Origin of the sequence: Psychrobacter sp. KCTC 72983 (assembly GCF_014280455.1) — a bacterium.
GTDB classification, from domain to species: Bacteria; Pseudomonadota; Gammaproteobacteria; order Pseudomonadales; family Moraxellaceae; genus Psychrobacter; species Psychrobacter pacificensis.
In genome coordinates this window covers 1,885,908-1,900,135 of record NZ_CP060390.1, presented here as the reverse complement: position 1 = coordinate 1,900,135, position 14,228 = coordinate 1,885,908, and the positions used below count along the sequence as shown (strand labels likewise).

The 14,228-nt window shown below is 40.1% G+C and carries 10 protein-coding genes; all 10 read right to left on the bottom strand.

Annotated features, from left to right (window positions below; genetic code table 11):
* Positions 1-55: 55 nt before the first annotated feature.
* Positions 56-2,314 (bottom strand): type II secretion system secretin GspD, encoded by a 2,259-nt coding sequence (gene gspD / locus PSBA01_RS08135; RefSeq protein WP_186473830.1) that lies wholly within the window; start codon positions 2,312-2,314, stop codon positions 56-58.
* Positions 2,315-2,392: 78 nt separating this feature from the next.
* Complete coding sequence (locus PSBA01_RS08130; protein ID WP_186473829.1) at positions 2,393-3,289, bottom strand: type II secretion system protein N; 897 nt, start codon at positions 3,287-3,289, stop codon at positions 2,393-2,395.
* Positions 3,290-4,126, bottom strand: a complete 837-nt coding sequence (gene gspN / locus PSBA01_RS08125) for a type II secretion system protein N (RefSeq protein ID WP_058025604.1) — start codon at positions 4,124-4,126, stop codon at positions 3,290-3,292.
* A 242-nt stretch (positions 4,127-4,368) separates the two neighbouring features.
* Positions 4,369-4,692 carry an H-NS family nucleoid-associated regulatory protein gene (locus PSBA01_RS08120; RefSeq protein ID WP_186473828.1) on the bottom strand — a complete coding sequence of 108 codons (324 nt, stop codon included), beginning with the start codon at positions 4,690-4,692 and terminating at the stop codon, positions 4,369-4,371.
* A 454-nt stretch (positions 4,693-5,146) separates the two neighbouring features.
* Positions 5,147-5,584 (bottom strand): BLUF domain-containing protein, encoded by a 438-nt coding sequence (locus PSBA01_RS08115; protein WP_093070607.1) that lies wholly within the window; start codon positions 5,582-5,584, stop codon positions 5,147-5,149.
* A gap of 57 nt (positions 5,585-5,641) precedes the next feature.
* Positions 5,642-6,160, bottom strand: coding sequence for a BLUF domain-containing protein (locus PSBA01_RS08110; protein ID WP_093070610.1), 519 nt, complete (start codon positions 6,158-6,160; stop codon positions 5,642-5,644).
* A gap of 75 nt (positions 6,161-6,235) precedes the next feature.
* The gene (locus PSBA01_RS08105; RefSeq protein WP_186473826.1) at positions 6,236-6,910 is read right to left on the bottom strand and encodes a hypothetical protein; all 675 of its coding nucleotides are present in this window, start codon (positions 6,908-6,910) and stop codon (positions 6,236-6,238) included.
* 858 nt (positions 6,911-7,768) lie between these two features.
* Positions 7,769-8,856, bottom strand: a protein-coding gene (locus PSBA01_RS08100) for an IS3 family transposase (RefSeq protein ID WP_186473796.1) whose coding sequence is annotated in 2 segments (ribosomal slippage) — positions 7,769-8,604 and positions 8,604-8,856 — 1,089 coding nt in all. Because the reading frame shifts where the segments join, the coding sequence is not laid out codon by codon here.
* Positions 8,857-9,066: 210 nt separating this feature from the next.
* Entirely contained in the window at positions 9,067-12,264 is a 3,198-nt protein-coding gene (locus tag PSBA01_RS08095; protein WP_186473824.1) for a type III restriction-modification system endonuclease, read from the bottom strand.
* Between the two features lie 10 nt (positions 12,265-12,274).
* Positions 12,275-14,227 carry a site-specific DNA-methyltransferase gene (locus PSBA01_RS08090; RefSeq protein WP_186473822.1) on the bottom strand — a complete coding sequence of 651 codons (1,953 nt, stop codon included), beginning with the start codon at positions 14,225-14,227 and terminating at the stop codon, positions 12,275-12,277.
* Position 14,228 lies beyond the last annotated feature (1 nt).

Here is a 14,228-nt window from a genome sequence, read left to right as displayed (position 1 = left end):
TGGCTTGTACTAATTGAGAGGAATGAGTGGATTAAAATAGCAATCTGTGACAGTTTTAGCGATTTAGAGGATACGTCGTTATACCATCGTTGGGACTATCTACCTTAGTGAAACCTTGAGGGGTTGATCTGGGTGTTTGATCGCGCTTAGGAATAAGGGGGTTGAGCGGCATCAATTCATAGTCTGCATCGACATTACCATCCCAGCCCTGTGTTCCGCTCAACGGGAGCTGTTTGATCGTACCATTTTTATCGATGACCAATTGCAGTACACGCATCTGGTTAAATTTACGCTCTGTGACACTGGCGACCGCGCCGCCATCACGCAAGATGGTTGGTTGTAAAAATATAATCAAGTTACTCTTTTGAGTACTGTCATTGTCAGAGCGGAACAACCTGCCAATCACTGGTACATTTCCTAAGCCCGGAACTTTTTGCTGGCGTGTGGTGCTATTGTCACGCATCAAACCACCTAGGGCGATGGTCTGCTGATCATCGGCTAAAATCGTTGTATTAATGAGACTTTTATTGGTAGTCAAACCACTAGCATTGCCAGTAGTACCTGGTACGACGGAAGATACTTCTTGTGAGACCTCCAAACGTACGGTGCCATTATCACCAATATGAGGGATAACGTTAAGATTGATACCAATATCTTGACGATCAATGGTCTGAAAAGGGTTGTTTGAGTTGTTACCACTGGTAGTATAAGAACCTGTGACAAAAGGTACGTTTTGACCAACCAAGATACTGGCCTTTTCATTATCCAATGTCAAAATAGACGGCATGGACAATAGATTGGCACTGGTAGAAGAGTCGAGTGCCTGCAAAATGGCACCATAAAATTCCGTATTACCCTGACTGTCTTTTCGGCTATCGCCAATCCCAACCAATGCACCAACGATAGAACTGGCAGCGGAGCTAATACCTGCGGCGCCCGCAGCAGCACTACCACCCAATGCGGCAGCGGCCAAAGTGGTCGCACTAGCACCGACATTATTGAAGTTGACGACGCCATAGCCACTATTGGCATTACCTAGCGCCCACTGAACGCCTAGCTGGGTTGCATCATCGCCTGAAACTTCAACGATAGCAGCTTGAATTAAGACTTGTGCGCGGCGACTGTCCAATTGGTTGACCGCATCTTCAATCTCAAACATGAGCTCAGGGGCAGCATTGACGATAACGGCATTTTGTGTCTCGTCAGCGATGATACTAAAGGGTTTTCCACCAACGCCTGTACCGCTTCCACTTGTATTGCTAGCAGGCACAACTGATGTACTACTACTACTGCCAATACTCTCACTCGCCGCACTGTTAATGGCTGCCCCTGTACTGCTTGCATCATTTAAAGAAGCGGACTCTAACGTTGAGGTGGCTCCAGCGCTATTAATCGATTGATTGGCCAAAAGGCCTCGTAGCATATCGGCAATATGACTAGCGCTGGCATACTTTAGGCGAAAGACACGTAACCCACTTAATCGTCTTGTCGGTGTGGTATCTAGTTGATTAACCATCTCCTGAACTTTGGCAATCATCTCAGGGCTGCCTTTGACCAGCAACCGATCACTTGATGAATCAGCGATCACTTTGAGTTGATTATTACCACCTTGTGCTTGTCCGCTACCAGCGCTTGCCACCAAGGCACTGATTAGCTCCATCATACGTTCGGCATCGACGTGGCGTAGTGGTATCACTTGCAGACTGTCATTGACGTTGCTGTCCAAATCACGGATAAGTGCGGTGAGTTGATTCAGGCTATCAGCACGATCTGATAGCACCAGCGCGTTCACACCAGGCACAGCGGCGGCATGTGCAGACTGCGGCATTAAAGGTCTTATAACGCCCAATACTTCTGCTGCTTGAGTATTCGTCAAATAAATCACTCGGGTTGCGAGCGACTCACCGACACTATTGCCGCGCAAATCAACAGCGACACCAGACTGCTTGGCAACATTATCTGGCACCAGTTTGATTGTCGTACCTGACTCTATCGCTGCAATCCCATTGACCTGCATCACACTTAAGAACAGCTGATAAATCTCATCACGCGATAAGGCTTTGTTCGAGATGACCGTCACATTGCCGTTGATACGAGGATCAAGGACAAAGTTTTGGTCGGTGATGGTTGCCACTTCATTAATAAAGGCTTTAATATCGGCATCTTGCAAGTTGACCTTCCAGCTCTCAGCATTCGCTAGGCCCATACTAGCAGCCCATAAGGGTACCGCTAGGCAAAGAGGACGACACAGGCGCATCAAACGCGGCAGGATACGGTGTAACGGTGTGGCTGAAAATTGATGAAAACTTACCATATTGATAATTACCTACAGTGATATTGCGTCATATGTACTGAGTTTTTAACGAGCACTCTTTGCTAAAAGTCCGTCTTATTAGAACTGCTGGCGGATAGTAATAACTTGCTCACCACGTTGAACCTCGATTTGTGCTTCGCCTGCTTGCTGTACTTGCTGTAATACGCCAGCATCCTGAGCAGGATTATTGCCCACGTTTTGCCCGTTTACTGTCAACACTTTGTCGCCTGGCTCCAGTCCCAGTCGATTGCGTAATTTTGATGGCATCGCTGCGGTGACTTGGTAGCTCTCACCTGAGGCCATCACCCCCATTCTACTCAAATAACTGGCAGGATTTTCTTGCAGCGCGGTGACCGCCTCTTCAATCGCCGTTTGCGGACTGCTTTCACCATTCGTCTCTGTCGGTTCAGGCGGCGTATCTTGTAGTGTCTGAGGCGCAGTCGGTAACATACTATTGTCTGGCAGACGCTGATTACTGACGCCGCCTGCCAGCATATCACTTTGATCTAGCGGGATAGCATCTGGCATGCTAATCACTGTTTCTTTATCATTGGCATCCGCGATAATAACCGAATTCCAGTCAACAGCGACAAGAATATAGTCGCTGTCTTTTAGTCCATCACCAATTCGGTAATTTTTCACCTCACCATTAATGTTAAGCAACGCTGAAGACATGCTCTCCGGTATGGCGAGTAGTACGCCTTTAAGCTCAACATTGGGTGGTGGCTGGACTGCCGCTGCAATAGGGTCAGGATCAGCAAATATCGCAAACAAACCACTATAGTCATTGGCAGACTTTGTATTGTTTTGCAAAGGGGCTAGTGGCAATGCTGGTGCTAAGGGCGCTGCTAATAGTAACCACAAAAGACGCGCCGCTGTCCAACATAGCCAAGCAATTGCCAGTAGCAACAACCACCCTGAAAAACGATTGAGAGTATTCACGACAGGCTTTAAGCTGGCAGCAATATTTGACATTTAGGGCACCCCCAAACCAGCTAGCAGCGGCTGGCGCACACTAACGACTGGTGTGTCCTGCGGTGCTTGCCCTTTATATTCAGGCATGTTTTCTAGTAGGCGCTGAGTCAGACTGACATCTAGCATATTGTTCCCGTCTATATACAGATCGCCCAAGCGCTTATCTTGATTATTCAATAGATTGATATGCAGCAGGTTTTTATTGTTCTTTTGCTCAGCACTCAGCTCAGCTCGCAATGCAGGCATAGTAATATAAAAAACCTTACCGCCACTCGGATAGCCGACTTCACCGCCAACCCAGGTCAACTGACCATCAGCTTCACTAAATCCCGCCGCATTTTTAGCAGACTCATTCTCAGCTGATTCCGATGATGCATTGTCGCTAGACTGACGCTTTAACGAAACGCCATTGACTTGAATGGGTGTGTTAGGCAGTTGCCAATCAACCATACTTGCCAAAGTCTCAGGAGCAATCTTTCCGCTCATATCATCGATTTGCCATGAGTTTAAACCCAGTTTTACCTGTCCGTTTAACCTCGTTTGCTCTGAGTTGATAGTCACATCGGCACCAAGCTTTCCTGTGAGCAGTTGCCATGGCTGCCATGACCATTCGGCCATCCCTGTGAGCGGTGTCGATGATAGAGGAATTTGCCAAATAGCAGAGCCCTGCCATACATTGCCAGACACATGCTGCACGTAAGGCGTATTGGGTGCATACTTTTGGATTAGCCATGCCGCTGGCATTTGCAATACAGCAAATAAGGCAAACAATACAAATCCGATCAGCCACCAAAGCTTGCGGGGACGCTTATGAGACAACTCAGATACTTGGGCCACGGTTGCACAACTCTTATATAAGACAAAAACGTCATTATCATAACAAACAATGACCTATAGATGACAGAAAAAAAGCCAGTATCTTTTTACCAAAATATTGGCAATAGAGATACTGGCTTTTTTATTTTGCAAAGCTTCAGTGCTTATGACTAAATGATTGTAAATAAACCATTATCCATAAGACTGATAAGCTCCGTCTCGTACTGTGTTAAGACTCGAAACTATCTAATTGGATAGCCTAATTAGATAGCAAAATCTTCAAGGTCACGACCTGCTGCTAGCGCTTCTACCAACCACGTTGGTTTACGTCCGCGACCAGTCCAAGTTTCTTCCTTGTTATCAGTATTGCGATACTTAATACTGCGTTTTTTCTCTAGTTTTTCACCAGCTTTTAAGATCTCTTCAATCGTAGCGTTGCTGTCTTCTGCAATTTGCTCAAACTGAATATAAGCATCGTACAAACGCTGATGCTGTTTTTTGGCAATAAGCTGCTGTGCATTTTCGCTGATGGCACGTAGTTCATCTACGTTTAAGTTATCTAAATCAATTGCGTTATTTTTACTCATAGTAAGTCCAACTGTCGGATAAAAAATATCACCTCAATAGAGACATTGTACCTATTGAGATACCTGAATGATGACTCATTCATTATTCAAAAATTAATAGTTTTTAAGGGTTAATTTGATTTTTGATTAATCAAAGATTATTCATAATTATTTTAATAAACATGAATAATAAAAATATTGCTGGCAAACACAAGCATTCATTATACCTTATATAGCAAATGGCTATCGACAATAATTACTTATCAAAACTTAACTCAACAAATTTCTATTTTCTATAGTGTTTCTTAAATGCGGTATTCCCTGAATATTAGTACTTTTTCATTTTTTAATAAAATAATATTCATTCATACACTATATTAATAAATCTGCTTTATTAGCATCTAATAATTAGGCGCTGTAGCAAAAGTATATGAGCTTGCGAACGAATGCTTGTCTAAACCCTAACGACTTTTATTTAGCCTTTTTGTGCACTCAGCTCATTCATCAACCCATGAGCAGATTCAGCATTTAGCAGGTAAGGGTTAAAACCAATAGTCGTAGAGTACTTTAAATAGATTGCGGCGTTCTCTTCGGTCGGAGACGCATAGTTCATCGACCATTTCGCCCACTCCCTATGCTTTAGCTCACGTGTGTCAATAATCTGTAGGTCGTGATGACGCTCATCGGAAATGAGACTGTATAGCAATCGATTAATTTGCGCTCTTGGGCCTTCTATCGTCTGCAAAAAATAATCTTTATTGAACGTTAGCATCCCAGTGATACTATTAGCAGCGTTATTTATCTGTGCTTGCTGTAATATTTCATTGAAATCGGTCGCTGATACATTTGGGTTTGCACGGCTAGCATAGGTCATGCTCACTAAGATATGGGCATCTGCGTGTGTTGATGTCATGTTTGTTCTCTTATACAAATATTATGAAAGCGGATCGCATTTATAGGCATTACTCAATTAACCAAGGGCATACCACGGTTTTTTCTTTTGAGAGGCACGCTGCTCTTCTTGCTCTTGAAGCTCTGATAAGGTGTCAATCAACATCATAATCTGATTGGTGCTCATCAAATAAGGATTGAATTCGTTACCTGTCGAAAACTTCAGTGCCAGCCCCTTGTTCTCATCGCTTGGAATCAAATACTTCATTGACCATTTGTTCCAATGACGCTGCTCAACCTCACGGCATTCTATGACTTGCAGGGAATGATGACGCTCATCTTGCACAAGCTTTCTAAGCAAGCCATTGATAATCGGCCTAGCCCCTTCGATACTTTGTAAAAAGTAGTTATGGTTAAACACCAACGCACCAGTGATGCCATTGCGCTCATTGTTTTGCCGAGCCTGCTCAAGGATACGAGTGACCTCACCATTAGCATTATCAGTGTTGTAACGGCTGATATAAGTCAGACGCAAAATGATATGCTCACCCTGCCGCATTTTTAGACTATTTGACTCTGAGAGATCGACTGATTCCATAATTTTTTCCAATTAATTTGCTAGATTTATAAAAAAGGCGGTGCAGGTATTGCTAATCACTCATCAATGGCCGTACTAACGTGACTGTTGAATTTTTTTCATAAATTTGCTCATACCACGTGCTAGATTCGCGTTACTGCTCTTTTGTACTTCTTGTGCCAACAGTAATAATTGCGCGCTGTCCTCACACTGCTCTAGACTCAGTAAATAGCCCCAAGCTTCTGCAGGTGGTGCATTTTTTTCAATGTAGGTCGCCAAGTCAGATTTAAGGGTTCCATAGTTGGCACCAGCAACTTTTGCCTTCAACATACTACCGATAGACTTTTTGCCAGTCTCTGCAATTTTGCTTGGCGGTTTGCTATTAAAAGTACGATCGAACTCTATCTCAGTACTGACATCAAATGAGTTGCCTGTAGATTGAGGTTGCTTAGCGACTGGTACTTGAGGAATAGTAGGTGCTTCGGTTACAGTAGATACCTGAGGCGCTGTTTGGATTTGCGAACTAGCGTTAGCAGCACCAATCAGTTCAATACAATCAAGCTCTAAAAGCAACTCAAATAAAGGCCCAACACCGTCAAAATCAGCAAACATTTTGCTATTATCAAGCGTATCAAGGTAGTTTTGATACGTGCGCTTGCCATCAATCATAATCAGCAATGTTCTCGCTTCTCGCGGCAATATACCGAGACTTTGAGACTTTATTTCTGCTCTACCTAAATCGCTTTTGCGAAACACGTCACCGTAGTTCATGCTTTATATTCAATATTGACAGCAAGATAGGCATCTTACCGATAAGACACCGACCCAGATAATTTTGTTCTTTTCAGCCATGAATGGCCAAACTCTGATAGATTTGAATTTATTGTTAACTGATGCTTTACATGCAACCTTGGCGCTTAAAATCAGCTACACTATTTAATTAAATAGAGTATATCAATGTCATCAATAGACTGTTACCACTAATTGAATTGGATAGCACAAACGGTTTATATAAGGTATGAAAGGTAGTTTTTATAAATTTTAATATAAAAATTGAAAATAAAATAATGGCAACAACGCTTTTAAAAAATAACGGTTATATACAACAGTGAATAACCACACTTCCTTGATAAACCACTCAATAGTAATCGCATATATTTCCAGCCTTTAATAGCAGAATGAAAAATAAACATAAGTTTTGTTTTTTATTAGCAAAATAACAATAAGTAAGTCTATTATTTGATACTTAATCTCTGATATCGCGTGAATATAAACATATAGGTAATTTTCTAATAATTTATTCATAAAAACTAAAAACCCCGCTATTAACGGGATTTTTAATTCAAAGATACTTGTTCAGTACTTTATCTTTTAAACAAAAAAAGAGCCTATTCACATAGGCTCTATCTAACTTAATCAACATTACTTAATTATGTATTCCTAAAACGGTTAAGTATACAATATTAGGTATAATAATTTAAAAGTCAATTAAAAACATATACTTATGTCAAGTAAATACAATTAAATATAAAAAAGTTTCAAATAATGCGTTTTAGCTAGAATTATCCCTGTAAATACAACTTTTAGATAGGGTAACCCTCCCAAACTTAAGACACCTAATAAATAGAATTAAGCTGCCTGATTGAGTTTCTGTATCGGTGTAAAACCGCCATTGCCCATATTTGGGCGCTTATGATTATAATGGTATAACCAGTTTTCTGCTTGTGCGCGTACCTGCTCTAGATTATCAAACAGCTCCTGATTTAACCAATCATATCTCATGGTTCTGTTAAAGCGCTCTACATACGCATTTTGCTGTGGATTGCCAGGTTCAATATAGCTTAAGATGATACCTTGCTGCTCAGCCCAGTCTTTGAGCGCATTGCTGATGTATTCAGGGCCGTTATCGCATCTTATCTGCACAGGTTTGCCTCGGTACTCAATAAGCTGATTAAGACTGCGTATGACCCTCCCGGCCGGTAGCGAGAAGTCGACTTCAACGGTGAGTGCCTCACGGTTGTAATCATCAATGACATTGAACAGTCTAAAGCCGCGGCCATCAGTTAAGCTGTCGTGCATAAAGTCCATGCTCCAGCTTTGGTTAATCCTATCAGGTACTGCTAATGGTATTGGTTTAGCACGTTTAATGCGACGCTTAGGCTTGATTCTAAGGTTGAGTTCAAGCTCGCAGTAGATGCGATATACCCGCTTATGGTTGTACGGCAGTCCTAGCACATTACGCAAGGTTAAAAAGCACAAGCCAAAGCCCCAGTTCTTGTTCTCATCGGTCAGTTTGATAAGTAAGTCCGCTATTTGCTGGTTCTCATCTGTTGCCACCGACTTGTGATAATAACAGGTGACGCTGATGTTAAAGATACGGCAAGCACGGCGTATGCTAATGCTACGATCTTCAATGTAGTGACAAACCAACGCTTTGCGCCTTTGGGGCGCTACCACTTTTTTGTCATGGCATCCTGTAGAATATCGGACTTAAGACATTCGTCAGCATACATCTTCTTAAGACGTGCATTTTCAACTTCAAGTTCTTTTAAGCGCGCAATTAAAGAGGCATCCATGCCGCCATACTTTGAGCGCCAGTTGTAAAAGGTACTTTGGCTGATGTTATGCTCGCGGCACAGCTCGGTAATAGGGACGCCTTGTTCGGCTTGTTTTAGGATGTTGACGATTTGGTTGTCGCTAAAGCGTGTCTTTTTCATAGAATTCTCCTGCTGGTGTATTTTAGCAGTTACTCTCTATTTGTAAGTGTTCTTATTTATTGGGGGGATTACCATAGCTAATAAATACTCTATGGTTGTTAAACCTCTGCCATCAAATCCGTACAGTTGAACTTGAGATATTTTAGTTAGGTGGTCTAACGATTAAGAAATCGAAGACCATGTTAATCATGATCTTCGATTTTCATTTAATTAGCTGAAGTGTGTGGAGAAAGTATTGTAGTTATCAGCTTTCACGAATTTAGCTGGGTTTTCTAAATCTACGCCATTGCTACCTTTGCTCAAAGCCTTGAAATGTTCAATACCACAATCAATCTTGGCCTTCTCAGCTGCTCTCAAATCATCAGAAAAAATACTTGATTTGGTTTCAACCACAAAGTATAGCTGCTCACCCATCTCATCATCTTTATCAATCAGTACAGCCCAGTCAGGGTTATAACTGCCTAATGGCGTATCAATCTTAAACCAAGCAGGTAGTTTAGTATAAAGTTTAACTTCTGCTGATTGCTCAAGCTTCTCAGCAAACTCAAACTCAGTATTAGAATCACAAACGATGTAATCATAAACTGACTTGTGTGCTTCAACCATATTTTTTAGATAACCTGTTAGCTCTTCTTCTTGAAACAGTTCTTGAGCATAATAATTTTCATCACCAATGCGCTGATACGAGATACCATCAACAATCGCTAAACGCATTTGTTTGCGAATGACTTCTGCACATTGTTGAATAAATAGCTGTGGGTTTTTCTTAAATGCTTCGAGCTTATCACCTAAGCCTAGTAGTATATGAATTATCGTTGAGCGTGTTAGATTCGTTTGAGACTCTAAGTAGGTAACAATATCAGGGAGCTTGAAGCTTACCTCCAGCACACCTTGTTTATCTTGAACTTTCTTGCCTTCTAAATCTAAATCAGAGATGAGAATTCCGGATTCAGCAATTTCAACTCTTCGTTTTTTCGATTCATACTTAACACTAGAAACGACAACAGACGCTCTAATCTCTTTGATACACTTCTCTACAAGCTCGCTAACGCTGAAATTCACTCTATAGGTGGTTTTGTACTTGATACGATCCCAAAGGGCCTTAAAATCGTCACCTAGTACAACTTGCTTACCGTCTTTCTCCTTTAGTTTAGCAGTTTTCTTTTCCTCGTGTTTCTTGATGCTTAACCCTCTTGCGACTTTAGTTAAGGTAGCCAGAATAGCTTCGGCATACTCTTCCACGCTTTCTGGTAGAACCACAATGTTATCAGCTAAATCAGTTTTTAGAGAATCTTGTATTTTACCTTTATTATTTATATAACCCTGATTTTCAAGATGCTGATAGATCTCTTCTGATTTTTTTGCTCCAAGAAACTCTTTATCATTATGTTCATCAGATATTACGATATTGGCGAACTGATGTTTTTCTACCACACCAAATTTAATACCTTCTTCTTCTTCAATTTCTTTCTGGAACTTAGCTACAAACTGATCATAAGATTCGTTTACCATAACGGTTAGTGTGTTTACTTCAAAACCGTAAGGTACTCGCTCACCCGACTGATCTACAGCTAGACGCAAACCACGACCAACTTCTTGGCGCTTTTTAGTTTCAGACTTGGTTTCGTTTAAAGTACATATTTGGAATACGTTTGGATTATCCCACCCTTCTTTTAGAGCAGAGTGACTAAAGATAAAACGTAGTTTCTCATCCATTGAGAGTAACTTTTCTTTATCTTTCATAATGAGGTTATAAGCTGACTCATCAGCAATAGTTTTACCACCTTCACCTTTTGCTGAAAGCTTAGATTCTGCAAACAACGGATTTCCTAGAGCGTCTTTCTTTCTATCTTGTGCAAAGTAACCATCATGAACAGAGCTTGCCAACTCCTTGAGAGCTTGTTCATTGATAATTGACTTTCCAGAATCATCCTTATCCCATACTGAAGGGTATAAAACACGATACTTTGGTTTTTTAAGCTGTTTTATAAACTCTTCTTCAAACCAACTGGCAAACTTACCTTGTACAGGCACGCCATCTTTATTGTACCCACGGTAATTGGCTACTTTATCAATAAAGAATAGACTAAGAACTTTAATTCCTTTTTTACTAAGAACTTTAGAGTGATCCATTGGATCAACTCCAGTGGTAATTTTTCGATAAAACTTCAGTTCTTTTTCTAGATGCTCTTCTACTGTTTTTGATACTTGCAGTCGCTTGTAAGTGTCTTGATCAACTTCACCAATAGCCTGATTGAGTTCTATGATGTCATCACGACTAGTAAAATCAATATACTCGCTGCCTTCCTCGCAGTAAATATCGTTTATCACATAACCTTCATAAAGATCCCGTCCACCAGACACTTCGAATAAGTCAGTACCTGCTTTTACTGTAATAGATTTACGAGGCTGCAATTTACCTGTTTTGGTCTGAGCATCGATTTCAATTTTTGCAGTAATTGGTGACTTCTTGTTATCAACGCTAAGAAGCTTAATATAGGCTTGGTTATGATTATCTTTAATTTCTAATGAAGCTACTTCAATTTGTTTTACTAATTTACGCTCAAAAGCATCTCTCGAATCTAGCTTATAGAGTTTATTAAAGTCCTCATTCAAGGTAGCTGAGTAGCGAAATGTACATAACGGATTTAAGCTAGCAATTGCTTTCTTACGGTTGGCTGTAGAAGCTACTGACTGAGGTTCATCAATAATTACTATTGGGTTTGTCGCTTGGATAAATTCAATAGGCTTCATGCCATTGAGTCGATCATCTGTACGGTGAATCAGGTTAGCAGTTGATTCTTTTTCAGGATCGACAAATGATTTACTGAAAGCATCAATATTGATTACCATAATCTGAATATAGTCATTAGTAGCGAAATTTCTTACCTGATCTCGCTTTGATGAGTCATATACGAAGTAATCATACTGAATATTTTTATATTCTTTTCTGAAATGCTCTTCTGTAATTTGAAGAGACTTATATACACCCTCTTTAATGGCCACTGAGGGAACAACAATAATAAACTTACTCAAGCCATAACGTTCATATAGCTCAAATACGCTACGCAGGTAAACGTAAGTCTTACCTGTGCCCGTTTCCATATCAATAGTAAAATCGAGGCTATGAAGAGCTTGTTTGGTTGTTTCTGTTTGAGGGAGCCCATTCAACAGCTGAACATTGCGAGTATTCTCATACAGCTCCTCTGGTAGCAGATTGAGCGCATTAGCTACACCAATGTCATTATTCTTCGCAAATAGACCTAACTGTTCATTACTGAGAGCACTACTTGCAACAGAGAAGTTTGATTGAAAGGTTTCTTGACCTTCAAATACACCTACAACAGCATTAACTGCATCTTTTTGATGAGAAAGGTCAGGATTAAACTTTATTTTCATTTGAGACATTACTTATCCTCTAGATGCTTTTAACATCATCAATGCCAGCTTGCTTTAAGATCTGGATGGCATTTGTTTTCACGTTGCTATCAGCAAATCCAGCATCTTTAAACACTACCTGAGTTGTTTCTGTATCTAGCTCAACTTTAAGCTTAGCAATACCTTCAACCACTTCACTTGTGATTCCATCGTCTAGACACACAATTAATGCGCCAGCACCAATAACAAAGACTTGCTTGCCATTTATAATTTCAGTCTCTACATGTGTCGTTAAATCATAACCATATTTTAGAAATATTTCATAAAGCACATCTTCGTTTGAGCGATTTTCTTTGATGGATTCTGTTGCTTGTCTTAAAACACTTTCTAAATTATCAAAATCTGCATCCCAAGGGCGGATATTGGTTTCATCAAGTCTGAAGATCTTAAAACCATTATCTTGAATATTATCTATGTAGGTAGCAGCTTTCTTTATTCTAGAAATACCAATATCCGTAATGTATTTATACCCTTTTTTATAAATGGAACTGTTTTCATCAATTCTTTCGGGAAGTTGAATACAAAAGAATCTTATTTTTTTATCTTTTGTCAATGAATTAAACTTCATTACTGAATGAGCTGTTGTGGCAGAGCCCGCAAAAAAATCAAGAACGATATCAGATTCATTTAAATCAATAATCTGCATCAAATATAAAATTAAGTCTGTTGGTTTTGCAAAATCAAAGGGTATATCTAATGCCTTTAACTCTTTTGAACTATGTCTATTCTCAAACTTATCGAACATGTCTAAAGGTAGTGAACCACTTTCAAGCCTTTCATTTAGCCAAATTTTTGTATAAATATTCCACTTACTTTGTGACTTACTAGATGTCAATAAAGGCGATGTACTAGTTTCCTTAAATAAAATATTGCCTTTAGATATTTCCTCAAGATATCTAGCACAAGACCATCTCCAAACGCCATCTCCATCAACAGGAAGAATCTTTTCTGCATCTTTCTTCGTATGCGGAAATGTTTCACCTGGCGGGATAACTAACTCACCATCTGGGCATTCTATGTAATACCTCTGATTCGGGCGTTTTTCTAACGTTGGTTGAAATAAACCCATACTTCTATACCTTTCGCCTTTTCGCTCTCCTTCAGTTTCGATTTGGTTATAAACCTTGTCTTGTAGCTCCTCACTTATCTCACCTCTAAAATTCTCCAAGAATTCAATATTCTTAGCGTATACCAAAACATAGTCTGTATTTGGAGAAAAGAATTTACCTTTCTGACCTCCAGTTTTCATAAGCCTTGTACAAATAGAAACTCTATTATCCTCACCAAATATTTCATCTAACACTTTCACGGAGTTATCTAACTCAGCTTGGCCAATCGACATAAAAAGCACGCCACTTTCTTTCAATAAATTCCTTGCTAGCTTCATTCTAGGGTAAATCATATTCAACCATGCAGAATGATATCTTCCAGACGTATCAGAGTTTGGACTCAGCTTAAAACCTTCGTTATCTAGTTGACCCGTTGTTTTTAAATAGTTTTTTAAGTTATCTTGAAAGCTATCCTTATAAACAAAGTCATTACCTGTGTTATAAGGAGGGTCGATATAGATCATCTTTACTTTTTTATGGTAAGACTTTTGCAATAGCTTAAGCACCTCAAGGTTATCACCCTCAATAAATAGGTTTTCTGTTGTATCCCAGTTTACGCTTTCTTCCTTGCTAGGGCGTAGAGTGCCTGTTGAAGGGGTTTGAGCAATTTGGCGAGCTTTGTTCTTACCCTTCCATGTAAAGTTGTACCGCTCTTCTGAATCGTCAACTTCTTCTCCTAAAGCTGCTTTAAGAGCCTCAAAATCAATTTTATTTTCAGAAAAGACATCAGGGAAAAGCTGCTTAAGCTGTTCAATGTTTTGCTGCGTAATATCCAAGCTTTTCGCTTCTGGGCTATTGCCAGTAATTTTTTCCATTTCACTCATT